Below are 26,089 nucleotides of genomic sequence, written 5' to 3'. Positions count from 1 at the left end.
TGGAGATGACGGGGTTGATAGGCCGGATCTGGAAGCCCAGTAATGGGTGGAGGTGACCGGTACTAATAGGCCGAGGGCTTGTCCATAGAGGCTCGCGTCCACTGTGTTGGTTCTGAGACAACAACTCGAGCACCCCCTAGGTGGGGTTGTGCCGGTTGTGTTTCATAGTGTTTCGGTGGTCATAGCGTGAGGGAAACGCCCGGTTACATTTCGAACCCGGAAGCTAAGCCTTTCAGCGCCGATGGTACTGCATGCGGGAGCGTGTGGGAGAGTAGGACGCCGCCGAACTATTCGTGAGGAAAGCCCCGTTGGCACACGCCAACGGGGCTTTCTTTTTTGCGTTCTACACCTACCCACGCGTAGCGGGGAGTTCTAGGCTCTGCGCCCATGACGCAGGCTCAGACGCGGCGCTCGCGTGGACGGTTGGCGCTGGCCGCCGCCTTCTTCGTGCAGGGTGCGGTGTTCGCGCTGCTGGTGACGCGCATCCCCGCGATCCAGGACCGGTACGGGGTGTCCGACGCGCTGCTTCCCGTCTTCCTCGCGGCCGTCCCCGTCGTGGCGGGGGTGGGCAGTGTTCTCGCCGAGCGCCTGGTGCGCGGCGTGCGGCCGAGCGGGGTGTTGCGGTGGTCGCAGGCCGCGACGTGCCTGGCCCTGGTCGGGGTGGGCGGCGGTCGCGGGCTCGCGCAACTGGCCTTGGCGCTGGTGGCGTTCGGGCTCGCCGTGGGCATGCTGGACGCGGCGATGAACATGCTCGGCGTCAGCCTGGAGAGGGCGTACGGGCGCAGCATCATGCTGGGTTTCCACGCCGCCTACAGTCTCGGCGGCATCGTCGGGGCGTCGCTCGCCTGGCTGGGGGCGCACGAGGACCTGTCCTTGCTGGTGCTGTACGGGCCGGTGGTGGCCGTGTTGCTGCCGGTGACGCTGGTGGCGAGCCGGTGGTACGTGGATGCCGGGAAGCATCGGGAGGGGCAGCGGCGTCCGGACGGGGAGGGGCACCCGGTCGGGGCGGAGCCGCCCACCGGTGAGGAGCATGCGGGTGCAGGCGCCGCCGGCGGCCCGGTCGAGGGCGCCGTGTCCTGGAGGCTGCTGTTGCCGCTCTGCCTCGTGATGGCCTTCGCCTACATCGGGGACTCGACCGTCTCCAACTGGAGCGCGAAGTATCTGCAGGACGTGCTCGGCAGCTCGGAGCAGTTGGCCACGGTGCCGTACAACGTCTACATGGTGACCACCCTGGTGGGTCGGACGGTCGGTGACCTGGTGGTGCGGCGGCTCGGAGCCGCGTTCGTCGTGCGGGCGGGGTCGGTGGTGGCGGCGCTGGGGTTCGCGGTGGTGACGGTGGCACCGGGGTCGTGGACCGGGATCGCCGGGTTCGCCGTGCTGGGGTTCGGGCTGTGTGTGATCGTGCCGCAGACGTTCGTGGCCGCGGGGCGGCTGTTCCCTGCGGCGTCCGAGGCGGCCGTGGCCCGGCTGAACGTCTTCAACTATGTCGGGTTCCTGGTGGGATCGCCGCTCGTCGGGGCGCTGGGGGGAGCCTGGGACTACCGGGGCGCGATGCTCGTCCCGATGGTGTTGGTGCTGGTGACACTGGCCTGCGCCGGCTCGTTCGCCGGGCGCGGCCGATACGGTGGCGGGCATGAGCGGCCGCGCGCAGTTGATGTGGGATGAGGGCGTCACCGGCTACGACTTCGGTCGTGGGCATCCGATGGACCCCGTACGGCTCGCGCTCACGAAGCGCCTGATCGAGTCGCTGGGGGTGGAGAGCTGTCCGGAGCTGCGTGTGGTCGCGGCCAAGCCGGTCGGGGAGTCGACGTTGCGGCTCGTCCACAGGCCGGACTACATCGAGGCCGTACGGCAGGCGTCCGCTGATCCGGCGTCGGCGGATGAGAGGTTCGGTCTGGGCACCGTCGACGATCCGGCGTTCGCCCGCATGCACGACGTCTCCGCGCTGATCGCCGGGCAGTCGGTGGGCGGGGCCGAGGCCGTCTGGCAGGGAAAGGCGCTGCACGCCGTGAACTTCGCCGGTGGGCTGCACCACGCCATGCCCGCGAGCGCGTCCGGTTTCTGCGTCTACAACGACCCGGCGCTCGCCATCGCCCGGCTTCTGGAGCAGGGTGCGGAACGGGTCGCGTACGTCGATCTGGACGTGCACCACGGTGACGGGGTCCAGGCGGCGTTCTGGGACGACCCACGGGTGCTGACGATCTCCCTGCACGAGCACCCCGGCACGCTGTTCCCCGGCACGGGCTGGCCGGAGGAGTGCGGCGGTGCGGACGCCGAGGGGAGCGCGGTGAACGTGGCGCTGCCGCCCGGCACGACCGACGAGGGGTGGCTGCGGGCCGTCCACGCGGTGGTGCCCGAGCTGCTGGAGGCGTTCCAGCCGCAGTTCCTGGTCTCGCAGCACGGCGCCGACACCCACATCGAGGACCCGCTGGCGCACTTGGCGGTGAGCGTCGACGCGCAGCGGCTGGCCGCGGAGGCCGCGCACGAGTGGGCGCACACGTACGCCCAGGGCCGGTGGCTGGCGCTCGGCGGCGGGGGTTACGCGGTGGTGGACGTGGTGCCGCGGACGTGGACGCACCTGGTGGCGATCGCGGCGGGTACGCCGGTGCCGCGGGAGGCCGAGGTGCCGGCCGAGTGGCGGCAGGAGGTCTTCGCGCGGACGGGCGGCGGAGGAGCCCCGCAGCGGATGACGGACGGGCTCGAACCGCGCTGGCGGGGCTGGGAGGAGGCCGGGTACGACCCGGCGGACCGGTTGGACCAAGCGGTCCGCGCCACCCGCCGTGCGGTGTTCCCGGCCCACGGGCTGCTGCCGTGAGCCGCGAGTCGCGAGGCTGGTTGAGGGGTGCCGGTTGCGGGGTATCGGCAGGTGCAAAGTGGCGCGCCCAGGCGCGTGGGCCCCGCGAAGCCGGGCCGCCCCCGTCGGCCGTCCCCGCCCCCTGGCCGACTCCTGGACAACTACGTCACATTGGCCCCACGCCTGTCGGCGTCTGGACGGCCCGCCTAGCACCGGCGTAGGGGGAACCTGTCGACATAGCGATGCGATTCGGGGTACGTCAGTGCGGCCTCTCCTACGTACGGGGAGTCGCGTCGCCTCGCGTAACCCGCGTGCGGGAAAACGCCCGCGAGCGGGGCGCACGCTCGCGCGCCCCACGCGGTCCCGGCCGTGCGGCAGGGGGGAGCCCCGCTGCCTTCCGGCGGTGACGAAGGGTGGGAAACGGGGGGACGGCTGAGGCGTCGGCGCAGGTCAGTGGCGCGGCGGGGGCGGCGGGCCGAGGGGGGCCGACGGGGTGGCACGCGAGGGCGCGGAGCGGTCGATGAACCCTGGAGGGAGGCCCGCAGGGGCGCTCCGGCGTGACGGTGCGCAGTCCGATTACTACCGCGCGCTTACTCGCTATGTACTCAATCGAGCGTGTCTGTCACGGTAGGCGAGCGAGAGCTACTCCTCTTCATCACTTGCATCACGCGCCCCTGATCCGGGGTAGAGCGCACATGCGAGCAGGAGTCACCGGAGGGGAAGCCGGTGCCCGACATGTGCGGAAGGTTCAGGTGTGACATGGCTGCTGACGAACGCCCTCTGAACGAGGTCGTGTTCCTGACCGTGGCGGAGGTCGCCGCGGTGATGCGAGTCTCCAAGATGACCGTGTACCGCCTGGTGCACAGCGGTCATCTGCCGGCGATCCGGGTGGGCAGGTCCTTCCGGGTCCCGGAGAAGGCCGTCCACGAGTACCTTGAGGAGTCCTACGTGGGGGTGGAGAGCGCTTAGGCCGAGGCCCGGCGCGGCCGCCACCGCGGATGAGGGCGGGCGGCACCCCTCGATTCACATCCACTGTCCGGTGCCGGGTAGGGTGGACCCATGTAGGTCGTGTGGGCTCGGACGCCCCGCACCGAGTATCGAAATGAGTTCGCCCCCACCCCGTGGGGGATGATCCGTGAGCGAGGGTAGTCGTGGGCTCTGTCATCAAGAAGCGGCGTAAGCGGATGGCGAAGAAGAAGCACCGCAAGCTGCTGAAGCGGACGCGTGTGCAGCGTCGCAACAAGAAGTGAGCGAGCGCACCGCACGCCACTGACCGCCGCCTTTCTCCCCGTGCGGGGAGAAAGGCGGCGGTTCTGCTTTGGGCACGCGTCGGAGCCGACGCCGGAGTTCACGTCGCGGCTCACGTCGGGGCTCACGTCGTGCGGGAGGCCGTACCGGGAGCGGCGCAGGGAGGGATCGTGGGCAAGGTCGTACTCGTCACCGGCGTGGGCAGGCCGCTCGGCGCCCGCCTCGTCCGCCGTGTGCGGCGAGAGCCGGGGGTCAGCCGGGTCATCGGGGTGGACACCCACCCGCCGGCCGACCCGCTGGGCGACGCGGAGTTCGTGCGGGCCGACATCCGGCAGCCCGCCATCGGCAAGGTGCTGGCCGAGCACGCGGTGCACACGGTCGTGCACATGGATCTGCACGGCACCGGGCTGACACCCGGCGGCGGTGGGCGCGGCGCGGTCAAGGAGACCAACGTCATAGGGGCCATGCAGCTGCTCGGTGCCTGCCAGCAGACGCCCACCGTCAGCCGGCTGGTGATCAAGTCGACGACGAACGTGTACGGTTCCGCGCCCCGCGACCCGGCCGTCTTCGACGAGGCGACCCCGGTGCGCTCCCTGCCGGGCGGTGGCTTCGCCAAGGACGCGGTCGAGGTGGAGGGCTACGTGCGCGGGTTCGCACGGCGGCGGCCGGACGTCGCCGTGACCGTGCTGCGCTTCGCCCACATCCTCGGTCCCGCCGCCGAGTCGCCGCTCGCCGCCTACTTCTCGCTGCCCGTCCTGCCGACCGTGCTCGGCTACGACCCCCGGCTGCAGTTCGTGCACGACGACGACGTGATCGAGGCGCTGCGCCTGGCGGCGGCCGAGCCCGGCGCCGGAACTCTTCGCGCGGGTACCTTCAACATCGCCGGGGAGGGGGTGCTGCCGCTCTCCCAGTGCGCCAGGCGGCTGGGGCGGCCGACGGTGCCGACGCTGCTGCCCGCCATCCGCTGGGGCGGCGGAGCGCTGCGCGCGGTCGGCCTGGCGGACTTCTCCCCCGAGCAGCTGCGGCTGCTCACGCACGGGCGGGTGGTGGCGACCGGGCACGCCCGCGACGTGCTGGGCTTCACACCGCGCCGTACGAGCGGGCAGACGGTGGAGGCCTTCGCGGGCAACCACCGTCCTGGACTGCTGCCGCCCGCGACCGTGTCGCGGGCCGTCGAGAGGGTCGCTGAGTTGTTGACGGGGAAACCCGTCCCGTCGGGACAGGCCGCCGGGGCGGGGAGCGAGGAGGAGGTGCGCCGGGATGGGTGACGCCAAGGTCATACCCTTCGACGACGACAGGGGCCGCCCGCGCGGCGCGTCCGCCGCCGGTTCGCCCGGCGGGCCGGGCCGGCGGGAGAAGGGTCCTGGCCGATCGTCCGCTGACCGTCCGCCCCGACGCCCGCCACTGACGACCGTCCCGGGCCAGGGGTCGGGAGAGGTCGCGGGGACCGTGCCGGACCAGGGACCGGGAACCGTGCCGGGCCGAGGACGGGGAGAGGCTGCGGGGACCGCGCAGGAGCCGGGCCCGGCGGGCGGTGACGGCGGTGGGCTGCTCCAGCGGGTGCTGGGAGCCGGCTGGGAGGAGCAGGCGGCGCGGGGGCTGGCGTTCCTGCGGCGCCGGGTCACCGGAGAGTACGAGGTCGACGACTTCGGCTACGACGAGGAACTGACTGACCAGGTCCTGATGTCGCTGCTGCGCCCCGTGTTCGAGAAGTACTTCCGCGTCGAGGTGCGGGGCGTGGAGAACATACCGGCCGACGGGGCCGCGCTGGTGGTCGCCAACCACTCGGGGACGCTGCCGCTCGACGGGCTGATGCTCCAGGTCGCCGTCCACGACCACCACCCCGCCGACCGCCACCTGCGGCTGCTCGGCGCCGACCTGGTGTTCATGCTGCCCGTCGTCAACGAGCTGGCCCGCAAGGCCGGACACACGCTCGCCTGTGCGGAGGACGCGCAGACGCTGCTGGAGCGCGGCGAGGTCGTCGGCGTGATGCCGGAGGGCTTCAAGGGGCTCGGCAAGCCGTTCGCCGACCGCTACAAGCTCCAGCGGTTCGGGCGGGGCGGCTTCGTCTCGACGGCGCTGCGGGCGGGCGCGCCCATCGTGCCGTGCTCGATCGTGGGGGCCGAGGAGATCTACCCGATGATCGGCAACTCGCGCACGGTGGCACGCCTGTTGGGTTTCCCGTACTTCCCCCTGACGCCCACCTTCCCCTGGCTCGGGCCGCTGGGCGCCGTGCCGCTGCCGACGAAGTGGACGATCCAGTTCGGCGAGCCGCTGCCCACCGACGGCCACCCGCCCGAGGCGGCGGACGACCCGATGCTGATGTTCAACCTGACCGACCAGGTACGGGAGACGATCCAGCACACCCTCTACAAGCTGCTCGTGCGGCGCCGCTCGGTCTTCTTCTGACGGCAGCGGGGGCAAGGCGGCAAGGCCCCGGCGCGGGCGGCGGACCCTGACGGGTGACAGGTGTGGACGTGCGCGGCGCGCTGATTGCGTGGAGACATCGGCCGGCGAGCAGAGCCGGCCGGGACGACGTCCATCGCTGAATGAGGGAGATGACCATGAAGCGCGTGCTCGCGGCGACCCTGATGGCCGGTGCGGCGACGGTGGTTCCGCTCGCCGGCACGGCGTCGGCTGCGGACGCCCCGCCCGTTTCCGCCGACAACGTGCTGGACTGCAACACCAAGACCACCGGGCGGCAGGGCTGGGCGGCCTGCCGCAACAACACCAGCCAGTCCGTCGCCTTCCGCGTCACCGTGGTGTGCGGGCGGGCTTTCGACGGAGCGGGCAACTGGGTCACGCTGAACCCCGGTGCCACCGGAACCTCGGGATTCGAGTGCGGCCCGGCCAGCACCGGCGCCGGCAGTGCGAGCTGGGAAGAGGGCTGAGCAGGGCGCGGCATGCGCGAGGGGGGCACCGACGAGCAGTCGGTGCCCCCCTCGTCGTGCGCCCGGCGTACGCCTCACTTCTCGCGGTCGTCCAGGCCCAGGCCCGGCAGCACCTCCGGCACGATCGGCGGGAGGGTGATCTCGGGCTCGCCGTCCGGCGTGGCGGAGTTCCCCGAGGCGGAACCCGAACGGGAGCCCGTGGGCTCGTCGCCGCGCTCGGGCTTCTCGGAGGGACCGAGCAGGCCGCCGCCGAGCAGACCCTCACCGTCGCGCCGCTGTGAGTCGGTGGGCGACGGCTCCTCGCTGCGGCGCTCCCGCTGCCCGTGCGTACCGTCCGAGGACGGCGTCGAGGGCTCCGTGGACGGCGACTCCTCGCCCGTACGGTCGCTCGTGCCCCGCTCGCGTTCCTGCGCCCCGTCCTGGGGCCCGCGCGGGAGAAGCGACCGCAGAGGGGTGACGTCCTCGTCCATGGCGTCGAAGACGGAGGTGACCTTCTCGCCCACGTCGCGCAGCTGTACCGGCAGCCGGTCGCGCAGCCGGCTCCAGCCGTCCCTGTGCTCCTTGGTGAAGCTGGACAGCGACCGGATCGGTGCCAGGTCGCCGTCCTGCCGGTAGACCGCGCTCAGCAGGCGGTGCCCCTCCGAGGCGTCGTGCTGCATGCCCGAGAGGGCCCTGCGGACCTCGGCCAGCGACTCGTGGTCGAGCGCGCCCGCGCGGTCCCGCTCCATGAGACGGCGGGCCTCCTTCATGCGGGTGGAGGCGTGGTCCAGCAGGAGGCTGCCGCGGTCGGCGTCGTCGCCGGCCAGGTCGAGCCTGAGGTCCTCCATGCCGCGCTTGAGGCCGTAGAGGTTGTCGCCCGGGAGAGCGTCGGTGCTGGCCGCCGCGGCGCCGCCCAGGGCTCCTGCCGCCACTCCGACGCTCAGGCCGCCCGCCGCCAGCCCCTTGCCCAGCCGGGACCTGGGGCGCAGCTTGCTCAGGGGGTTCGGCGCGCGGTGCGCGCCGCCCCTCCCGGACCGGGAGGAGGCCCGGCCGTCGCGCTGTTCGGGAAGCCGCGTGTCCGGCGCGGCCGTGCCGCCTTCGGCGAAGGCCGCCTCCATGGCGGCGATCAGCTGCGCCCGCTGCACCGTCTTGACCTCGGGGTCCAGCTGCGGCCTGGGCAGCGCGGCCAGTTCACCCGCCAGCGGCAGCAGCGGCCGGTCGGTGCCGCCCGCCCGGTGGCTGTGCGGGGGCGGTGGCGACGCGGAGGGCGGGGGCGGCGACGGGGGAGAGGCCGACGACCGGGACGGCGCGTGCCGTGCCCGTGTCCGCGGCGAAGCGCCCGGTGGGGCCGCTCCGCTTCTCCCCGGGTCCGCGGAGCCCTCGGACCCTGTGTCGGCCGCCGCGCCCGCGTCGCGCTCCTGCTCGTCCAGGGCCTGGGCGAAGGCGATGGCCCGTCGGCTGGTCGGCACGGATCCGATCACCGGCGGCACCTCCTCTCGTCAGCACGGTCGACTCCCCGCCGCACAGGAAGGGGTGCGTGACCGACCGCGTCCGTTCGAGCGTGAACGGGCCCCGGCCGGTCACGGCTGGGGGAGTCTGCAACCCCGACAACGAGCGCAAGCCAGTCGGGTTACGGAGTCCGATGTCACGATGATGTGACCGGTGTTCCGGTGCGCGACGCCCGCGGAAGTGTCCGGGCCCCGTGGGCGTGCCGGGCGCCCCGCGGGACTGCCGGGCGCACGCCGGGCTGCTGGGCGCACGCCCGAGTGCCGGGCGCACGCCGGGTCAGCGCGCGTCGTCGGGGAGGAGCCTGGCGAGGGTGCGCACGGCGCGGTACTGGAGGGTTTTGATCGCCCCCTCGTTCTTGCCCATGACCCGCGCCGTCTCGGCCACCGAGAGCCCCTGCAGAAATCGGAGCGTGACGCACTCCTGCTGTTGGGGGTTGAGCTTACGTACGGCCTCCAGCAGGGCGGCGTTGGAGAGGGACTCCAGAACCGACTCCTCGGGGGAGCGTTCCACCTCGTTGGCGTCGAGCATCTCGCCGGTGGTCACTTCGAGGCGGAAGCGGCTCGACTTGAAGTGGTCGGCGACGAGATTCCGGGCGATGGTCACCAGCCAGGCCCCGAAGTCGCGGCCCTGCCAGGTGAAGGTTCCGATGCGGCGAAGGGCGCGCAGGAAGGTCTCACTGGTCAGGTCCTCGGCGGTCGCCCGGCCGCCGACCCGGTAGTAGATGTAGCGGTAGACGGTGTCGCTGTACTGGTCGTAGAGCCGGCCGAACGCCTCGGCCTCACCGGCCTGGGCCGCTTCGACCAGGTCCATCATCCGGCGGCTGTCGGTGTCCGAGGCGGCGGGGCGCCGGGCGGTGGCGCCCGCTCCCCGGGCGCGTCGGTCACCGGCCGTGGTGGTGCGGGTCGTGGCGCCGGCGGCGCGGTGCGCGAGGGCGTGGCAGGGGCCTGCGGGGACAGGTGCGGCTCCTGCGGGGACAGTTACGGCTGTTGCGGCGAGGGCAGGGACGGCGTACGCGGTGGGGACGAACGCACGCAGTTGGTCGAAGACTGTCGTGCGCAGCGTAGCCAGGCCCGAGGCGTCAACCCCGACGTGTGGGTACACGGGACTCCCAGAGGCAGAGCTTCCATCACGTGCAGTGCGGGACCATTCACCCGGCGTAGGGACGGATGGGTACCGAATTGCGTCTGAGGAGAATAACGCTTCGTACAGGCGGCACTACACGTAGTTGCCAAAATCGTCGATTCGGTTCGCTCTGTTACGGAATGACGCCGCTTTCAGGCGCGATTCGGCCGCCAAGACTGATCATTTTGCTGGCTGGAAATGTCGCCTCGGCGATCATTTGTGACCGACTGAGGGCTGCGGGACTGGCGGGCGACAACGCCGGGTAACACTGCTGGATCGGGTTCCGGCAGGGGCGCACGGACACTTCCGCGCGCCGGAACGTGTCGGGCACGCGCCGCGGGCGTGCCGCGACGCGCGGACGGCCGCCCTCGTGACCAGGCCTACCGGCCCTCGTGGCAGGGCTACCGGCGCCGGCGCTGGACCGCGACGGCGGCCGCGGCGCCACCCGCCAGCGCGCCCACACCGGCAGCCGCCGGAATGCCCACCTTGGCCGCCTTCCGGCCCGTGCGGTAGTCCCGCAGCCGCCAGCCCATTTCCCGCGCGTGCGCCCGCAGTCGGCTGTCAGGATTGATCGCATACGGATGACCGACCAGCGACAGCATCGGAATGTCGTTCGCCGAATCGCTGTACGCGGCACACCGCTCCAGCTCGAGACCCTCCGCCGCGGCCAGCGCCCGCACCGCCTCCGCCTTCGCGGGCCCGTGCAGCGGCTCGCCGACCAGCCGCCCCGTGTAGATGCCGCCCACCGACTCGGCGACCGTCCCCAGCGCGCCGGTCAGCCCCAGGCGCCGCGCGATGATCGTGGCCGTCTCCACCGGCGCCGCCGTCACCAGCCACACCTTCTGGCCCGCGTCCAGGTGCGCCTGCGCCAGCGCGCGCGTCCCCGGCCAGATGCGGCCCGCCATGTACTCGTCGTAGATCTCCTCGCCGATCGCCATCAACTCGTGGACACGGTGGCCCTTGACGATCGACAGGGCGCTCTCGCGGGCGTCCTGCATGTGGTCGGCGTTCTCGGAGCCCGCGAGCCTGAAGTACGCCTGCTGCCAGGCGAACCGGGTCAGTTCGCGCTTGCGGAAGAACTTGCGCTTGTACAGGCCGCGGCCGAAGTGGAAGAGGGCCGCCCCCTGCATGACGGTGTTGTCGAGGTCGAAGAACGCCGCCGCGCGGACGTCCCCCACGACGGGGAACTCGGCCTCCTCGGCGCCCTCGTGCCCCTCGCGCTCGGCTGCCCTGGCCGCCGCTTCCTGCTCCTGCTTGCGCGCCGCCTCCGCGGCGGCCTCGCCGGCGAGCACGCTTCGCGCGGTCGCGGAGCGCTTGCGAGAGGTGAGCCATGCGGGAAGGGCCATGCCGCGAGCATAGCCAGTTTGTTCGGTGGGTCCGTTACGTGCGGAGAATGGGGCATGAAGACTGTGACCCTCATCGGGAAGCCCGGATGTCATCTGTGTGACGTGGCGCGCGACGTGATCGTGCGGGTGTGCGACGAGGTGGGTGCGGCCTGGGAGGAGAAGGACATCAACCAGGACCAGGAGCTCTACCGCGCCTACTGGGAACAGATCCCCGTCGTCCTCGTCGACGGGCACCAGCACGACTTCTGGCGCGTCGACCCCGAGCGCCTCCGCCGCGCGCTCACGGAGTGACCCGGGCGCCCGGACGCACCGGGTGCCCGCCCCGCCCGCGTACCTGACCGCCCACCCCCGTGCCTGGCCCGTCCGCGTGCCTGGCCACGTCCGCGTGCGACGCCGGCCCGGGAGCCTGGCCTGTTCCCGCCGCTCCGGTCCGACCCCGCGGTCCCTCCGGGCCGGACGCCCTCGCGGGGCCGGGGAAAGGGGTGGGCCGAGGGCGAGCCCGGGGCCCGGGCCCCCGGCTCCGCCGCCTGATCCGGCCGGGCCACGCCACCCCGGCGAGGGTGCCGGCTGCCCGCACGGGGCGCCGGTCGAAAACCGTGCAGAACCCGTCGTAAGCGGTCTCGGCGAGTGGGAATGTGGTCGGGGTTCGAGTTGCTTTCGATTAGTATCGAGGGCGTTTTGCCGTCCGGGGGCGTATTGGCGAGGAGTGTGACCGGTGTCCCCGTTGATGCCTGTGGCGCCGGTCACGTTGACCGGACAAAGCGGACACCATCTTTGTGCACGCGTTCACAAAGGCATAGCCTGGTCGGGACGGAGCGGTCCGCGAGGGCACCTCACGTTCGACCGCTCACCGCTTCGCGCAACCGGCAGGAGCACCGTGGCAACTGGCCGAAACCATCGTCCGGCGACGAGTCGGAGCCGAGGAATCCCCGAGGCTACCGTCGCCCGTCTTCCGCTGTACCTGCGGGCACTCACCGCGCTCTCCGAGCGCTCGGTGCCGACCGTGTCATCGGAGGAGCTGGCCTCGGCGGCCGGCGTCAACTCGGCCAAGCTCCGCAAGGACTTCTCCTACCTCGGCTCCTACGGCACCCGCGGTGTCGGCTACGACGTCGAGTACCTCGTCTACCAGATCTCACGCGAGCTCGGTCTCACGCAGGACTGGCCCGTCGTGATCGTCGGTATCGGCAACCTCGGTGCCGCCCTCGCCAACTACGGCGGTTTCGCCTCGCGCGGCTTCCGGGTCGCGGCGCTGATCGACGCCGACCCGGGGCTGTCGGGCAAGCCCGTCGCCGGGATCCCGGTCCAGCACACCGACGAGCTGGAGAAGATCATCGACGACAACGGGGTGTCCATCGGCGTGATCGCCACCCCGGCGGGCGCCGCCCAGCAGGTGTGCGACCGGCTGGTGGCCGCCGGGATCACCTCGATCCTCAACTTCGCGCCGACCGTGCTGTCCGTGCCCGAGGGCGTGGACGTGCGCAAGGTGGATCTGTCCATAGAGCTGCAGATCCTCGCCTTCCACGAGCAGCGCAAGGCGGGCGAGGAGCCCGCCTCGGCCCCCGAGGTGGACACCGCGCCGCCCGCTGCACCGCCCGCCGTGGCCGTCACCAAGCGGCCGCCCGAGTCCGGACCTGACGGGGACCTGCCCGCCGTGATGCCGGCATGAGTCTGCTGGTCGTCGGCCTGAGCCACCGCAGCGCGCCGGTCAGCGTGCTGGAGCGCGCGGCGCTGGAGCCCGGGGAGCGGGGCAAGCTGTTGCAGGACGCGGTGGGCGCCGAGCCCGCCGCCGAGGCGGCCGTGCTCTCCACCTGCAACCGGATCGAACTGTACGCGGACGTCGACAAGTTCCACGCCGGCGTCGCCGAGCTGTCGACCCTGCTGGCGCAGCACAGCGGCGTGAGCCTGGACGAGCTGACCCCTTATCTGTACGTGCACTACGAGGACCGTGCCGTGCACCACCTGTTCTCGGTGGCGTGCGGGCTGGACTCGATGGTGGTGGGCGAGGGCCAGATCCTCGGGCAGATCAAGGACGCGCTGGCCGTCGCGCAGGAGCAGCACACGGCGGGCCGGCTGCTGAACGACCTGTTCCAGCAGGCGCTGCGGGTGGGTAAGCGCGCGCACTCCGAGACGGGCATCGACAAGGCCGGGCAGTCGCTGGTGACGTTCGGTCTGGAGCAGCTCGCGGCCGGAGCGTCCGTTCAGGAGTGGGCGTACGGGAAGCGGGCGCTGGTGATCGGCGCCGGGTCCATGTCGTCGCTGGCCGCGACGGTGCTGGCACGCGCCGGTGCAGGCGAACTGGTGATCGCCAACCGGACGCTGGCCAGGGCGGAGCGGCTGGCCGAGAGCCTTCAGGGGCGTGCCGTGCCGATGGCTGCGGTCGCCGGTGAGCTGGCGGCGGCCGACGTGGTGGTCTCGTGCACGGGCGCGACGGGGCTCGTCCTGACGGCCTCCGACATCGAGGCCGCCGCCGGTGGCCGGCGGCGGGAGGCGGCGCTGGCGGTGCTCGACCTCGCCATGCCCCGTGACGTCGACGTGGCCGTGCACCGGATCGACGGGGTGCGGCTCGTGGACATCGAGTCGCTCGCCGACGCCGAGGCGGACGCGCCGATGGCCGGTGACGTGGAGGCCGTGCGTGCCATCGTCGCCGAGGAGGTGGCCGCTTTCGGCGCCGCCCAGCGGGCCGCGACGATCACGCCGACCGTGGTCGCGCTGCGCACCATGGCCGCCGATGTCGTCGCCGGGGAGCTGGCCCGCCTGGAGGGGCGGCTGCACGGCATGGACGACAAGCTGCGCGCGGAGGTCACGCAGACCGTGCGCCGTGTCGTGGACAAGCTGCTGCACGCGCCGACGGTGCGGGTCAAGCAGCTCGCGGGCGAGCCCGGCGGCGCCGGGTACGCAGACGCGTTGCGTGAACTCTTCGACCTCGACCCGCAGGCGGTCGCCGCTGTCAGCAACCCGGAACAGGAGCGGCAATGAACACCCATGCCACAGCCACCACCCCACTCAGGCTGGGCACCCGCCGCAGCAAACTGGCGATGGCGCAGTCCGGGCTGGTCGCCGAGGAGGTCCGCAGGGTCACCGGGCGTCCTGTCGAGCTGGTGGAGATCACCACGTACGGCGACGTCAGCAAGGAGCAGCTGGCGCAGATCGGCGGCACCGGGGTGTTCGTCAACGCGCTGCGGGACGCGTTGCTCAGCGGCGAGATCGACTTCGCCGTGCACTCGCTCAAGGACCTGCCGACGACGCAGCCCGAGCAGTTCGCGCTGGCCGCCGTGCCGGTGCGGGCGGACGCGCGGGACGTGCTGGTCGGCAGGGACGGGCTGGGCTTCGAGGCGCTGGCGCGCGCCGCCGCGCCGGGCAAGGCGCGGATCGGTACGGGCTCGCCGCGCCGGATGGCGCAGGTGCACGCCTGGGCGCGCGCGCTGGGCCTGGAGATCGAGACCGTTCCGATCCGGGGGAATATCGACACCCGGATCGGGTACGTGCGCTCCGGTGAGCTCGACGCGGTCGTCCTCGCCGCCGCCGGGCTCCAGCGCGTCGGCCGCCTCGCCGAGGAGGCCACCGAACTGATCAGCCCGGACCAGGTACTTCCCGCCCCCGGCCAGGGGGCACTGGCCGTCGAGTGCGCGGCATCCAACGCGCACCTGGCCGCACAGCTCGCGGAGCTGGACGACCCGCACACGCGGGCGGCCGTCACCGCCGAGCGAACCCTGCTCGCCGCCTTGGAGGCCGGCTGCAGCGCACCCGTGGGTGCGCTTGCCGACCTGCTTGTCGAGGGGCAGGTTGTCACCGAAATGCGCCTGCGCGGCGTCGTCGGCACCACCGACGGACGCACGCTGGTGCAGTTGTCCACCACCGGTCCCGTACCGGCGTCCGACGGTGAGATCGTCGACCATGCAGCCTTTGCCCGCATGGGTCAGGAGCTCGCCGACGAGATGCTCGCCAAGGGTGCGGCCGGTCTGATGGGGGAGCGAGCACTTTGAGCCCCACCGCCGCCGACAAGTCGAGCACCGCACGCACGACGGCATTCGCGAAGAGAGCGCACCTGCACGGTGCGCAGGGCCGCGTCACCTTCCTGGGCGCCGGGCCCGGAGATCCGGGTCTGCTGACGTTGCGCGCCGTCGAGGCGCTGGGGCAGGCCGACGTGCTCGTCGCCGACTCCCGCGTGCATGACGTCGTGCGCGTTCACACCCGCCCGGGTGTGGACACACCGCTCCAGCCGGTCACTGACGAGGCGTCAACTGCCTCCGCACCGGCGGGCGATGTGGCCATCGATGCGGGCGAGTCTGCCATAGCCGCCGCGCGCGCGGGCAAGCGGGTCGTCCGTGCGGTCGCGGGTGACCCGGGGATGGATTCGGACGCCGCCAGGGAGATGCTCGCGCTGGCGGGCGAGGGCATCCCGTTCGAGGTCGTGCCGGGCGTCGCCGCGGCCGTGGGCGTGCCGGCCTACGCCGGTGTGCCGCTGCGCGACGGGCAGGGTACGGACGTGCGGTTCGTCGACGCGGCCACGGCGGACGACCGCTGCTGGACCGAGCTGGGCGTCAGCGACGCGACCGTCGTCGTCTCCACGACGCTCCAGGAGGTCTCCGCGGCGGCGGGCGAGCTGGTGGCCGCGGGCCGCAAGCCGGACACCCCGATGACCGTCACGCTGGCGGGCACCACGACCCGGCAGCGCACCTTCGCCGCGACGCTCGGGGGGATCACGCAGACCCTCAAGCAGGCCAAGGTGCTGCCCTCGCCCGACGGCGGGCAGTCCGTCATAGCCGTGGTCGGCGAGCGCAGTGCCCCGGCGCAGCGCGACCAGCTGGCCTGGTTCGAGTCCAAGCCGCTGTTCGGCTGGCAGGTCCTGGTGCCGCGCACCAAGGAGCAGGCGGCCTCCCTCTCCGACCAGCTGCGCTCCTACGGCGCCGTGCCGGCCGAGGTGCCGACGATCGCCGTGGAGCCGCCGCGTACCCCGCAGCAGATGGAGCGCGCGGTCAAGGGTCTGGTCACGGGCCGCTACGAGTGGATCGCCTTCACCTCGGTCAACGCCGTCAAGGCGGTGCGCGAGAAGTTCGAGGAGTACGGGCTCGACGCCCGCGCGTTCGCCGGGATCAAGGTCGCGGCGGTGGGCGAGCAGACCGCGAGGGCGCTGGTCGAGTTCGGTGTGAAGCCGGACCTGGTGCCCAGCGGCGAGCAGTCGGCCGCCGGGCTGCTGGAGGACTGGCCGCCCTACGACCCGGTCTTCGACCCGATCGACCGGGTGTTCCTGCCGCGCGCCGACATCGCCACCGAGACGCTGGTGGCCGGGCTGATCGAGCTGGGCTGGGAGGTGGACGACGTGACCGCGTACCGCACCGTGCGCGCCTCGCCGCCGCCCGCCGAGACCCGGGAGGCCATCAAGGGCGGCGGGTTCGACGCGGTGCTGTTCACCTCGTCGTCCACCGTGCGCAACCTGGTCGGTATCGCCGGCAAGCCGCACAACGTCACCGTCATCGCCTGTATCGGCCCTGCCACGGCCAAGACGGCGGAGGAGCACGGGCTGCGGGTGGACGTGATGGCTCCCGAACCGTCCGTGCACAAGCTGGCCGAGACGCTCGCCGACTTCGGCGCCCAGCGCCGCGCCGCCGCGCTGGAGGCGGGCGAGCAGGTGAAGCGGCCGAGCGAGAAGCGCCCGGCCAGGAGGAGGGCACGCACATCATGAGCGCCTACGGCAGCTTCCCGGCTGCCAGGCCGCGGCGGCTGCGCAGCGTCCCGGCCATGCGCCGGCTGGTCGCCGAGCACCACACCAGGCCGTCCGATCTGATCCTGCCCGCCTTCGTGCGGGAGGGCATCGGCGCGCCTGTGCCGGTGGGCTCGATGCCGGGCGTCGTGCAGCACACCAGGGACACGCTGCGGAAGGCCGCCGTGGAGGCGGCCGAGGCGGGCGTCGGCGGGCTGATGCTCTACGGCGTGCCCGAGGACGCGAAGAAGGACGCGGTGGGCACCGCGGGCACCGATCCGGAGGGCATCCTCCAGGTGGCGCTGCGGGACGTGCGGGCCGAGGTCGGTGACGCGCTGGTGCTGATGTCCGACCTGTGCCTGGACGAGTACACCGACCACGGCCACTGCGGGGTGCTCACCGGGGACGGCCGCGTGGACAACGACGCGACGCTTGAGCGGTACGCCGAGATGGCCCGCGTCCAGGCCGACGCGGGCGCCCATGTGCTGGGCCCCAGCGGCATGATGGACGGCCAGATCGCGTACGTCCGCGCGGCGCTGGAGGAGGCGGGGCACCAGGACGTGGCCCTGTTCGCCTACACGGCGAAGTACTCCTCCGCGTTCTACGGCCCCTTCCGCGAGGCCGTCGGCTCTTCGCTCCAGGGCGACCGCAAGACGTATCAGCAGGACCCGGCCAACGCGCGTGAGGCGCTGCGCGAGCTGTCGCTCGATCTGGCCGAGGGTGCGGACATGGTGATGGTCAAGCCGGGCCTGCCCTACCTGGACGTCCTGCGGGACTTCGCCGAGCGGACCGAGGTGCCGGTCGGCGTCTACCAGGTCTCGGGCGAGTACGCGATGGTCGAGGCGGCGGCGGAGAAGGGCTGGATCGACCGCGAGGCGGCTGTCCTGGAGTCGCTGACCAGCTTCACCCGGGCCGGCGCGAACATGATCCTCACCTACTGGGCGACGGAGGCCGCTGGGCTGCTGCGCGCGCGGTACTGAACCGAGCCGGCCGGCCTCCGAGGGGCCGGCCGGGTTGAGGGCCCCATCCGCCAGGGATGGGGCCCTTGTCGTTGTCCGCTCAATTAACGCCCGTTTCCGTTGTGGGAGCCGGAAGGATCACTTACGCTCTTCGGGCCTTGTTCGAATGGCGCGGCGGCGGGCGAAGTCCCGCCGCCGCCGAGGCAGTTGACGTCATGTCATCGCACTGTGCTGGGCGGCTTGACCCCGCGCGACTTCGACGGCGCACCTCTCCCGTCTCGCGAAGTCCCCTTTGTCGCAGCGCCACCGCAGAGAAAGAGGAGCACATCGTGACGACTTCCGCGCGCCCCGACTTCCATGTGGTCGACGCCCAGGCACTGGAGGGCATCGACCCGATCGAGCTGTACCCCGGGGTGAGCGCCCGGGTGGTCAGCTGGACCAGCCCCGCGGACGGCTCGGACGCGTTGCCGCGCGAGGCCTACGTGCGGTTCGCCCCGGGGTCCGGCTACACCGAGCCCGACCACCACGGCGACAGCAGCGAGATCCTGGTCGTCGTCGAGGGAGAGCTCAGGGACGAGGGCGGCCGCTACCCGGCGGGCAGCCGGGTGCGGGGGGCCAGGGGCTCCACCCACCAGCCGCACAGCGAGCAGGGCTGCCTGCTGTACGCGTTCTTCCCCGAGCGCTGAGGCCCGGGAGGTCCGGCCGATCCCGGTGACCGGGGTCGGCCGGTCTCCGCTCGCATTCGTTCGTTTTCGTATACCTCGCTGTCGAACTCGTCCCAGTTGTGTGGCAGTTGTGACGGGGCCCCGCATCGCGGCCTGCGCCGTAGCACCATGGCTGGACCCACGCCGCCCGGCGGGAGAAGGACCGTTCTCCAGCCGGGCGGGGACGCTCCTTGTTCGCAGCGGAATCGCAGCGGAATCACCGAGGGAATCGATGCCTCAATCTCCAGCGGACGCGGTGGTACGCCGCCGTCTGATACGGCTGGCGACGGTGCCCGCCGTCGTCGTCGCACTCGCCGGCGCCGGAGCCGTGGCCTACCTGTGGAACGCGTGGGAACCCGCCGGGACGGCGGCCGCGCGAACCGGTTTCGACGACGCCGCCGCCGTCGGCGTGCTCGCCGGGGCGTTACTCGTCGCGGCCGCGGCACTCGCCACCGGCCTGCGGACCGCCACCACCCAGGCGCGCACGAGTCAGGCGCGCCACGCCGAACTGCGCCGCGCGGCCGAGCGCGGCCGCGCCGAGACGGCGGCGCAACTGCGCAGGCTCCAGGCGGGCGAACCGCTCACCGCGCCCCGGCCCGCGCCCGCGCCCGAACCCCGGCCCGGCGGCGACCCCCTGGAGCCGCTCGCCCACGAACTGGCCCTCGCGCGGCACGCCGCGCACAGCGCGGTGGCACAGGCCGCCCACCTGGCCGCGCGCGGCGCCACCGGCCACGCGGCGGGCAGTGGCGAGGAAGAGCGGCGGCAGGGGCTCGGCGCGGACGACCGGGTCGCCGTCTTCGTCAACCTCGCCCGCCGGCTCCAGTCGCTGCTGCACCGCGAGATCAAGGTCCTGGACGAGTTGGAGAACCAGGTCGAGGACCCCGACATCCTCAAGGGCGTCTTCCAGGTCGACCACCTGGCTACCCGCGTGCGCCGCTACGCCGAGAACCTGGCGGTCCTCGGCGGCGCCGTCTCCCGGCGCCAGTGGACCCGGCCCGTACCGCTCACCGAGATCCTCCGCTCGGCCACCGCCGAGGTCGAGCACTACCAGCGCGTCAAACTGGTGCCGCCCCTGGAGGGCACCGTGCGCGGCGGCGCCGTCGCCGACGTCATCCACCTGCTGTCCGAACTGGTGGAGAACGCGACGGTCTACTCCGCGCCGCAGACGCAGGTGCTGCTGCGCGCCTCCCACGTGACCGCGGGGCTCGCCGTGGAGGTGGAGGACCGCGGACTGGGCATGACCGGAGCCGAACAGCGCCGCATGAACGCGCTGCTGGCCGACCCCGAGAGCGTCGACGTCGCCGCGCTGCTGTCCGACGGGCGCATCGGCATGTACGTCGTCTCCACCCTCGCCAGGCGGCACGACATCGCCGTCCAGCTCCGCACCAACATCTACGGCGGCATCCAGGCCGTCCTCGTCCTGCCCCACGCCATGCTGGGCGCCCGCGAGGAGCGTCCCAAGGCGGCGGCCGCGCCCCGGCGTTCGGACGCCGGGAACCGTCCGGCAGCGGCGTCCGCGGGCGGGGGCCCGGCCCCCGCGGCCCCGCGGGACCGGGTGTCGGAGCGCACCCTCCCGGTGCGGGCAGGGCGGCACCGCGCCCCCGAGGTGCCGCCCGTATCGCGGCCGGCGCCGGCCCCCGAGCCGAGGCCGGCGCCGCCGCACGAGTCGCGGTCGGCGCCGTCTCACGGGCCGCAGCACGCGCCGGTGCCGCCACCCCCGTTCGGGCCGCCGTCCCCGCAGCCGTCCGCAGGTCCCGGGCCCGGTCCCGGTCCCGGGGGCGACGAGCGGCCCCGGTTGCCTCGGCGGCGCCGTCAGGAGCACCTCGTTCCCGAGCTGCGGGACGCGCCGCCGCGCGCGGCCTCCTCCGGCGTCCGGGCCGACGAACCTGTGCACGACCCGGGGCTGATGGCGGCGTTCCAGCGCGGCACCGTCCGGGCCGAGACGGAAACCGAGGCCGAGACGGAAACCGAGGCCGAGACAGAAGCCGGGGGCGAGGCACGGACCGGCACGGGGGCCGAGGAGCGGGGCCGGGGCGCGCCACCCGGGCCCGCCCCGGCCCCGCCGCACGGCGACAGGCCGGCCCCTTGAGGCGGCGATCCGGCCCACCGACTCCTGGCAACAGCCCGGCCCACCGAGAGGAAGACGCGATCCAGATGAGTGAAGCACCCCCGCGACAGCAGACGGTGAACCTGTCCTGGCTGCTGACAGGACTGGTCGAGCGCGTACCGCATGCGCGCAGCGCCCTGTTGCTGTCCTCGGACGGGCTGGTGAAGGCGGCGCACGGGCTGGAGACCGACACGGCGGACCACATGGCGGCGCTCGCCTCGGGCCTGTACTCGCTGGGCCGCAGCGCCGGGGTGCGCTTCGCGGGCGGCGACGACGTGCGCCAGGTGGTGGTCGAGCTGGACAGCTCGCTCTTGTTCGTCAGCACCGCGGGCCACGGCGCCTGCCTGGCCGTGTTCGCGGGGAGCGAGGCGGACGCGGGCGTGCTCGGCTACGAGATGGCCATGCTGGTCAAGAGCGTCCGCCCGTACCTGGCGACACCGGCCCGGCAGCCTCGCGGCGCCTGACGCCATGCCAGGAGCCCCCGACGAGCCCTGGCTCGACGACGACGCGGGCCGGCTGGTCCGCCCGTACACCGTCAGCGAGGGACGCACCAGGCCTTCGGCCGATCTGGATCTGCTGACGCTGGTGCTGGCGACCGGTGTCCGCCCGGACGGCTACCTGGGTCCCGAGCACAGCCAGGTGCTCGGACTGTGCGGCGGGCCCGTGTCCGTCGCCGAGATCGCCGCGACCGTCCACCTGCCCGCCACCGTCACCAAGGTGGTGCTGTCGGACCTGGTGGACTGCGGCGCCGTCACCACGCGTGGCCCCGTACATCTGCAGGGCCCCGCCACGAACGACCGAGAACTGTTGGAGGCGGTGCTGGATGGGCTCCGTAGAAGACTCTGACCCCTTCCCGACCGCGCTGAAGATCATCGTCGCGGGCGGGTTCGGGGTCGGCAAGACGACCTTCGTGGGGGCCGTCAGCGAGATCGACCCGCTGAGCACCGAGGAGCTTTTGACGCAGGTCGGCGCGGCCACCGACAGCCTGGAGGGGGTGGAGGAGAAGACGACGACCACCGTGGCCATGGACTTCGGGCGCCTCACCTTCGAGGCGGGGTACGTCCTGTACCTGTTCGGCACGCCGGGCCAGGACCGCTTCTGGTTCATGTGGGACGAGCTGTCCGCCGGGGCGCTGGGCGCCGTGGTGCTGGCGGACACCCGGCGTCTCGAAGACTGCTTCCCCGCCGTGGACTACTTCGAGCGGCGCGGCATCCGCTTCGTGCTGGCCGTCAACGAGTTCGAGGGATCCCACCGCTACAACCCCGACGAGGTGCGAGCGGCGATCGACCTCGACCCGGGCGTCCCCGTCGTCCTGTGCGACGCCCGCGCCCCCGACTCCGCCACCGGGGTCCTCATCTCCCTCATCCAGCACCTGATCGACCCGAGGAGCGCGCATGCCGTTCACACCGCTTGACCTCACGGCCCGCCTGCTGGTGACCCCGCAGGACACCGAGGCGCCCGCGCGGGTGGCCCGGCTCAAGGAGTTGGGCATCGGCGAGCGGCCCATACCCGAGTTCGACGCCTTCGCGCGGGAGCTGGCCCGGGTCACGGACGCGCCCTTCGCGATGGTCAACTTCATCGACGAGCGGCGGCAGTACTTCTCGGGCCTGTACGACTCGACGATGGACCCGGAGAAGGGCCCGGTCGACCCGGACGGCGGCGTGGGCCGGGTGATGGAGCGCGACCACGGCTTCTGCGTGCACGTCGTGGCCCGGCGTACCGCGCTGGTGCTGGAGGACGTGCGCGACTTCGCCCGGTTCGCCGTCAACCCCGTCGTGGACGAGGTGGGCATCAAGTCCTACCTGGGCGCGCCGCTGCTCGACCCCTCGGGCATGCCGCTGGGCACGATCTGCGTCGTCGACCAGCGGCCGCGCCCGTGGGGCAGGCAGGGGCTGCGGACCATCAAGACGATGGCCGCCGAACTGCGGGAGGAGATCCTGCGCGGCGTCCACCCGTCGTGACCGCGCGACCCCGCCGGCCCTTCGCGGCCGCGCGGGGTGCGCGGGCCCGGCGCGAGCCGCGCGTCAGGCCCCGGCTCACAGCCGCTCGGGCGTGCGGATGCCGAGCAGCGCCAGGCCCTGGTGGAGGACCTTCGCGGTCATCTCGCACAGGAACAGGCGGTTCTCGGACTGCTCGGGCTCCGCCGGGTCGAGGACGAGGCAGTTCTCGAAGAACCGGCTGTAGAGCGTGGCCAGTTCGTACAGGTACGCCGTCAGCTTGTGCGGCGCGTACTCGTCGGCCGCCGTCACCAGCGTGTCCGCGAAGCCGTCCAGGTGCAGGGCCAGCGTCCGCTCGGCCGGGACCAGCTCCCGCTCCGGGTGCGGCACGGGCTCCAGCCCGCCCGCCTTGCGGAAGATCGAGCGGACCCGCGCGTACGCGTACTGGAGGTAGACGCTGGTGTCGCCCTGGAGGGAGACCATGCGGTCCAGGTCGAAGACGTAGTCGCGCGTCATCGAGTTGGACAGGTCCGCGTACTTGACCGCGCCGATACCGACCTGCTGGGCGCGCCGCTGGATCTCCTCCTCGGTCACGCTCGCGTCGGCCTTCTCGCGGACGACGGCCGCCGCGCGCTCCACCGCCTCGTCCAGCAGGTCGACCAGGCGCACCGTCTCGCCCTCGCGGGTCTTGAACGGCTTGCCGTCCTTGCCCAGCACGGTGCCGAACGGGAGCTGCCTGGCGGCGCCCTCGGGCAGCCAGCCGGCGCGCTGCGCCGTCTCGAACACCATGCGGAAGTGCAGCGCCTGGCGGGCGTCGACCACGTACAGCAGGGTGTCGGCCTTCAGGTCGCCGACGCGGTTGCGGATGGCGGCCAGGTCGGTGGCCGCGTAGCCGAAGCCGCCGTTGGACTTCTGGACGATCAGCGGGGTGGGCGTGCCGTCGGGGCCCTTGACGTCCTCGAAGAAGACGCACAGCGCGCCCTCGGAGCGCACGGCGACCCCGGACTCCTCCAGGTCCTTGACCACCTGCTGGAGGTCGTCGTTGTAGGCGCTCTCGCCGACGATGTCCGCGTCGCGGATCTCGACGTCCAGCTCGTCGTAGACACCCTGGAAGTACGTCTTGGACTCGTCCACGATCTTGTGCCAGAGCGTCAGCGTCTCCGCGTCGCCGCTCTGCAGGGCCGGCACCCGGTCGCGGGCGCGGGCCTTGAAGCCCTCGTCGGAGTCGAAGAGGGCGCGGGAGGACTTGTAGAGCCGGTTGAGCCGGGCCATGGCGGCCTCGCCCGCGTCCTTGGCACCCGCCGTGTCCGAGGCGTGGTCCAGCTCGTGCGGGTGCTCGATCAGATACTGGATGAGCATGCCGAAGTTGGTGCCCCAGTCGCCGATGTGGTGGCGCCGGATCACCGTCTCGCCCCGGTGTTCGAGCAGGTGCACGACGGCGTCGCCGATCACCGTCGAGCGCAGGTGCCCGACGTGCATCTCCTTGGCGACGTTCGGCTGCGAGTAGTCGATCACCGTCGTGCCGGGGTCGTCCGCGTACGGCACGCCCAGGCGCTCGTCCTGCCGGCGGGCGGCCAGGTTCTCGACGATCGCCCGGTCGGCGACGGTGATGTTGAGGAAGCCGGGGCCCGAGACCTCGATCCCGGCGATCACCGCGTTCCCGGCGGCCTCCTCCTGCGCGGGCACCGCCTCGGTGACCTTCGCCGCCAGCTCCCGCGGATTGCCCTTCAGCTGCTTGGCGAGCGCCAGCATTCCGTTGGCCTGGAAGTCCGCCCGGTCGCTACGTCGCAGCAGCGGGTCGGCGGAGGCGGCCTCCGGCAGAGCAGCCGAGAGGGCGTCCGAGACGCGCAGGCGGACCGTAGCGGCGAGAGAGGGGACCGTAGCCATGGAGTGCTGACCGTTCCGTCGGGGTGGCTGGATGCGCCGTCCAGTATCCCACGCGCGCAGTGGGGAGCGCCGCCGCGTTCCGGGGTGGGACAATGGCGGCGCAGGTTTGAAGAGCGCGACGAGAAGGAAGTGCCGGACGTGGCTTTGACCACCCATGAGGCCGACTGGGTCTCCCGTATCGCCGATGACGTCATCGCCGAAGCGGAGCGGCGCGGCCTCAAAAAGATCGTCTGCGCGTCAGGCCTGAGCCCCTCGGGCCCCATCCACCTGGGCAACCTGCGCGAGGTCATGGTGCCCCACTTGGTCGCCGACGAGATCAAGCGCCGCGGTCTGGACTGCGAGCACCTGCTGTCCTGGGACGACTACGACCGGTTCCGCAAGGTCCCGGCAGGCGTCGAGGGCGTCGACGCCTCCTGGGACCAGCACATCGGCCGCCCCCTGACCGCCGTGCCCGCACCCGCCGGCAGCCCGTACGGCAGCTGGGCCGAGCACTTCAGGGCCGCCATGGAGGCGTCGCTGCTGGAACTCGGCGTGGAGTACCGCGGCATCAGCCAGACCGCGCAGTACACCTCGGGCGTCTACACCGAGCAGATCCTCTTCGCCATGCGCGAGCGCGAGCGCATCGACGCGGTGCTGGACCGCTACCGCACGCTGGAGAAGGAAGCCAAGGGCGGCGGCAAGAAGCCCCAGCACAAGCAGCAGAAGCCCGACGAGGCCGAGGTCGAGGCCGCCCAGGGCTCCGGCGCGGCGGCCGAGGACGACGGCTCGGGCGCGGGCGCCGGCTCCGCCTACTACCCGTACAAGCCCTACTGCACCGCCTGCGGCCGCGACCTGACCACGGTCACCGCCTACGACGACGCGACCACCGAGCTGACCTACACCTGCCGGTGCGGCCACGGCGAGACCGTCGAGCTGCGCACCTTCCGCCACGGCAAGCTGGTGTGGAAGGTCGACTGGCCGATGCGCTGGGCGTACGAGGGCGTCGTCTTCGAACCCTCGGGCGTGGACCACCAGTCCCCGGGCTCCTCGTTCGTCGTCGGCGGCCAGCTCGTCAAGGAGATCTTCGGCGGGCAGCAGCCCCTCGGCCCGATGTACGCCTTCGTCGGCATCAGCGGCATGGCCAAGATGTCCTCCTCCAAGGGCGGCGTCCCCACCCCCGCCGACGCCCTCCAGATCATGGAGGCCCCGCTGCTGCGCTGGCTGTACGCGCGGCGCAAGCCCAACCAGTCCTTCAAGGTCGCCTTCGACCAGGAGATCCAGCGCACCTACGACGAGTGGGACGCGCTCGGCCGCAAGATCGCCGACGGCAGCGCACAGCCCGCCGACATCGCGGCGCACACCCGCGCCTCGACCACCGCCCTGGGCCCCCTCACACTCACCGAGCGCCCGCTGCCCTACCGCACCCTCGCCTCGGTCGCCGACATCACCGGCGGCCAGCAGGAGCAGACCCTGCGCATCCTCAGCGAGCTCGACCCCGCCCACCCGGTGCACAACCTGGACGAGGTCCGCCCCCGCCTCGACCGCGCCCACCGGTGGATCACCACCCAGGTCCCCGCCGACCAGCGCACCCGGGTCCGCGACGAGCCCGACGCCGAACTCCTCGCCTCGCTGGACGAGCAGCAGCGCGAGTCGCTGCGGCTGCTCCTGGAAGGCCTGGAGGCGAACTGGTCGCTGGAGGGCCTCACCTCCCTGGTGTACGGCGTGCCGAAGATCCAGGCGGGGCTCGCCCCCGACGCGAAGCCGACCCCGGAACTGAAGGTCTCCCAGCGCGGCTTCTTCGCCCTGCTCTACCGGCTCCTCGTCAGCCGCGAGACCGGCCCCCGCCTGCCCACGCTGCTGCTCGCGGTGGGCGCCGAGCGGGTCCGCAAGCTGCTGGAGGCGTGACACCGGCCGAGTCCGCGGACC

Annotated in this window: 24 protein-coding genes and 2 rRNA genes; 22 read left to right on the top strand and 4 right to left on the bottom strand. The window is 72.5% G+C overall.

All coding sequences use genetic code 11. The annotated features are described in order from the left end of the window. The 9 genes from DTL70_RS21850 to DTL70_RS21810 all read left to right on the top strand — a co-directional run. A 23S ribosomal RNA gene (locus DTL70_RS21850) occupies positions 1-86 on the top strand; the annotation flags it as partial. Positions 87-171: 85 nt separating this feature from the next. Next, positions 172-288 (top strand): 5S ribosomal RNA (gene rrf, locus DTL70_RS21845). Positions 289-387: 99 nt separating this feature from the next. Continuing rightward, the gene (locus DTL70_RS21840) at positions 388-1,665 is read left to right on the top strand and encodes an MFS transporter (RefSeq protein WP_114023641.1); all 1,278 of its coding nucleotides are present in this window, start codon (positions 388-390) and stop codon (positions 1,663-1,665) included. Beyond that, on the top strand, positions 1,634-2,815 hold the full coding sequence (locus DTL70_RS21835) for an acetoin utilization protein AcuC (RefSeq protein WP_114023640.1): 1,182 nt from the start codon (positions 1,634-1,636) through the stop codon (positions 2,813-2,815). The genes DTL70_RS21840 and DTL70_RS21835 overlap by 32 nt, the downstream gene beginning before the upstream one ends. 738 nt (positions 2,816-3,553) lie before the next feature. Then, positions 3,554-3,763: a helix-turn-helix domain-containing protein gene (locus DTL70_RS21830; RefSeq protein ID WP_157846443.1), complete on the top strand. Its 210-nt coding sequence runs from the start codon at positions 3,554-3,556 to the stop codon at positions 3,761-3,763. A gap of 182 nt (positions 3,764-3,945) precedes the next feature. Next, positions 3,946-4,044 (top strand): 30S ribosomal protein bS22, encoded by a 99-nt coding sequence (locus DTL70_RS21825; RefSeq protein ID WP_003948845.1) that lies wholly within the window; start codon positions 3,946-3,948, stop codon positions 4,042-4,044. Positions 4,045-4,212: 168 nt separating this feature from the next. After that, complete coding sequence (locus tag DTL70_RS21820; RefSeq protein ID WP_114023639.1) at positions 4,213-5,310, top strand: NAD-dependent epimerase/dehydratase family protein; 1,098 nt, start codon at positions 4,213-4,215, stop codon at positions 5,308-5,310. Further along, a complete protein-coding gene (locus tag DTL70_RS21815; RefSeq protein WP_114023638.1) occupies positions 5,303-6,451 on the top strand; it encodes a lysophospholipid acyltransferase family protein in 1,149 nt (382 codons plus the stop codon). The genes DTL70_RS21820 and DTL70_RS21815 overlap by 8 nt, the downstream gene beginning before the upstream one ends. 149 nt (positions 6,452-6,600) lie before the next feature. Further along, on the top strand, positions 6,601-6,933 hold the full coding sequence (locus DTL70_RS21810; RefSeq protein ID WP_245979505.1) for a hypothetical protein: 333 nt from the start codon (positions 6,601-6,603) through the stop codon (positions 6,931-6,933). 74 nt (positions 6,934-7,007) lie between these two features. Here DTL70_RS21810 and DTL70_RS21805 read toward each other — a convergent pair whose 3' ends face one another. The 3 genes from DTL70_RS21805 to DTL70_RS21795 form a co-directional block, all read right to left on the bottom strand. Then, positions 7,008-8,393 carry a DUF5667 domain-containing protein gene (locus DTL70_RS21805; protein ID WP_114023637.1) on the bottom strand — a complete coding sequence of 462 codons (1,386 nt, stop codon included), beginning with the start codon at positions 8,391-8,393 and terminating at the stop codon, positions 7,008-7,010. Between the two features lie 304 nt (positions 8,394-8,697). Continuing rightward, positions 8,698-9,522: an ECF subfamily RNA polymerase sigma factor, BldN family gene (locus DTL70_RS21800; protein WP_114023636.1), complete on the bottom strand. Its 825-nt coding sequence runs from the start codon at positions 9,520-9,522 to the stop codon at positions 8,698-8,700. A gap of 422 nt (positions 9,523-9,944) precedes the next feature. Then, positions 9,945-10,889, bottom strand: coding sequence for an HAD family hydrolase (locus tag DTL70_RS21795; protein ID WP_114023635.1), 945 nt, complete (start codon positions 10,887-10,889; stop codon positions 9,945-9,947). Between the two features lie 54 nt (positions 10,890-10,943). Between DTL70_RS21795 and DTL70_RS21790 the strand changes: the two genes are divergently transcribed. The 12 genes from DTL70_RS21790 (at position 10,944) to DTL70_RS21735 (ending at position 22,321) form a co-directional block, all read left to right on the top strand. Then, positions 10,944-11,180: a glutaredoxin family protein gene (locus tag DTL70_RS21790; protein WP_114023634.1), complete on the top strand. Its 237-nt coding sequence runs from the start codon at positions 10,944-10,946 to the stop codon at positions 11,178-11,180. 586 nt (positions 11,181-11,766) lie between these two features. After that, complete coding sequence (locus DTL70_RS21785) at positions 11,767-12,555, top strand: redox-sensing transcriptional repressor Rex (RefSeq protein WP_114018766.1); 789 nt, start codon at positions 11,767-11,769, stop codon at positions 12,553-12,555. Then, entirely contained in the window at positions 12,552-13,865 is a 1,314-nt protein-coding gene (locus DTL70_RS21780; RefSeq protein ID WP_114023633.1) for a glutamyl-tRNA reductase, read from the top strand. The genes DTL70_RS21785 and DTL70_RS21780 overlap by 4 nt, the downstream gene beginning before the upstream one ends. Next, a complete protein-coding gene (hemC, locus tag DTL70_RS21775; RefSeq protein ID WP_114023632.1) occupies positions 13,862-14,872 on the top strand; it encodes a hydroxymethylbilane synthase in 1,011 nt (336 codons plus the stop codon). The genes DTL70_RS21780 and hemC overlap by 4 nt, the downstream gene beginning before the upstream one ends. A gap of 62 nt (positions 14,873-14,934) precedes the next feature. Then, positions 14,935-16,572 (top strand): bifunctional uroporphyrinogen-III C-methyltransferase/uroporphyrinogen-III synthase, encoded by a 1,638-nt coding sequence (locus DTL70_RS21770; protein WP_114023698.1) that lies wholly within the window; start codon positions 14,935-14,937, stop codon positions 16,570-16,572. Further along, entirely contained in the window at positions 16,569-17,570 is a 1,002-nt protein-coding gene (hemB, locus tag DTL70_RS21765; RefSeq protein ID WP_114023631.1) for a porphobilinogen synthase, read from the top strand. Before DTL70_RS21770 ends, hemB begins: the two co-directional genes overlap by 4 nt. A 308-nt stretch (positions 17,571-17,878) precedes the next feature. Continuing rightward, on the top strand, positions 17,879-18,235 hold the full coding sequence (locus DTL70_RS33640; protein ID WP_181861016.1) for a cupin domain-containing protein: 357 nt from the start codon (positions 17,879-17,881) through the stop codon (positions 18,233-18,235). Positions 18,236-18,485: 250 nt separating this feature from the next. Then, a complete protein-coding gene (locus tag DTL70_RS21755) occupies positions 18,486-20,342 on the top strand; it encodes an ATP-binding protein (protein ID WP_147266802.1) in 1,857 nt (618 codons plus the stop codon). 65 nt (positions 20,343-20,407) lie between these two features. After that, positions 20,408-20,824, top strand: a complete 417-nt coding sequence (locus DTL70_RS21750; RefSeq protein WP_114023628.1) for a roadblock/LC7 domain-containing protein — start codon at positions 20,408-20,410, stop codon at positions 20,822-20,824. A 4-nt stretch (positions 20,825-20,828) separates the two neighbouring features. Continuing rightward, the gene (locus DTL70_RS21745; RefSeq protein ID WP_114023627.1) at positions 20,829-21,206 is read left to right on the top strand and encodes a DUF742 domain-containing protein; all 378 of its coding nucleotides are present in this window, start codon (positions 20,829-20,831) and stop codon (positions 21,204-21,206) included. Continuing rightward, positions 21,184-21,774, top strand: coding sequence for a GTP-binding protein (locus DTL70_RS21740; protein ID WP_114023626.1), 591 nt, complete (start codon positions 21,184-21,186; stop codon positions 21,772-21,774). The genes DTL70_RS21745 and DTL70_RS21740 overlap by 23 nt, the downstream gene beginning before the upstream one ends. Continuing rightward, complete coding sequence (locus DTL70_RS21735) at positions 21,755-22,321, top strand: GAF domain-containing protein (protein WP_114023625.1); 567 nt, start codon at positions 21,755-21,757, stop codon at positions 22,319-22,321. Before DTL70_RS21740 ends, DTL70_RS21735 begins: the two co-directional genes overlap by 20 nt. A 75-nt stretch (positions 22,322-22,396) precedes the next feature. On the opposite strand, the gene argS is transcribed toward DTL70_RS21735, so the two are convergent. Beyond that, positions 22,397-24,184 carry an arginine--tRNA ligase gene (gene argS / locus DTL70_RS21730; RefSeq protein ID WP_114023624.1) on the bottom strand — a complete coding sequence of 596 codons (1,788 nt, stop codon included), beginning with the start codon at positions 24,182-24,184 and terminating at the stop codon, positions 22,397-22,399. A gap of 138 nt (positions 24,185-24,322) precedes the next feature. Between argS and lysS the strand changes: the two genes are divergently transcribed. Continuing rightward, complete coding sequence (lysS, locus tag DTL70_RS21725) at positions 24,323-26,068, top strand: lysine--tRNA ligase (RefSeq protein ID WP_114023623.1); 1,746 nt, start codon at positions 24,323-24,325, stop codon at positions 26,066-26,068. Positions 26,069-26,089 lie beyond the last annotated feature (21 nt).

The sequence above is a fragment of the Streptomyces diacarni genome (assembly GCF_003323715.1).
In the GTDB taxonomy this organism is placed as follows: Bacteria; Actinomycetota; Actinomycetes; order Streptomycetales; family Streptomycetaceae; genus Streptomyces; species Streptomyces diacarni.
Note: the sequence above shows the minus strand (reverse complement) of the source record. Positions and strands in the feature narration are given on the sequence as shown.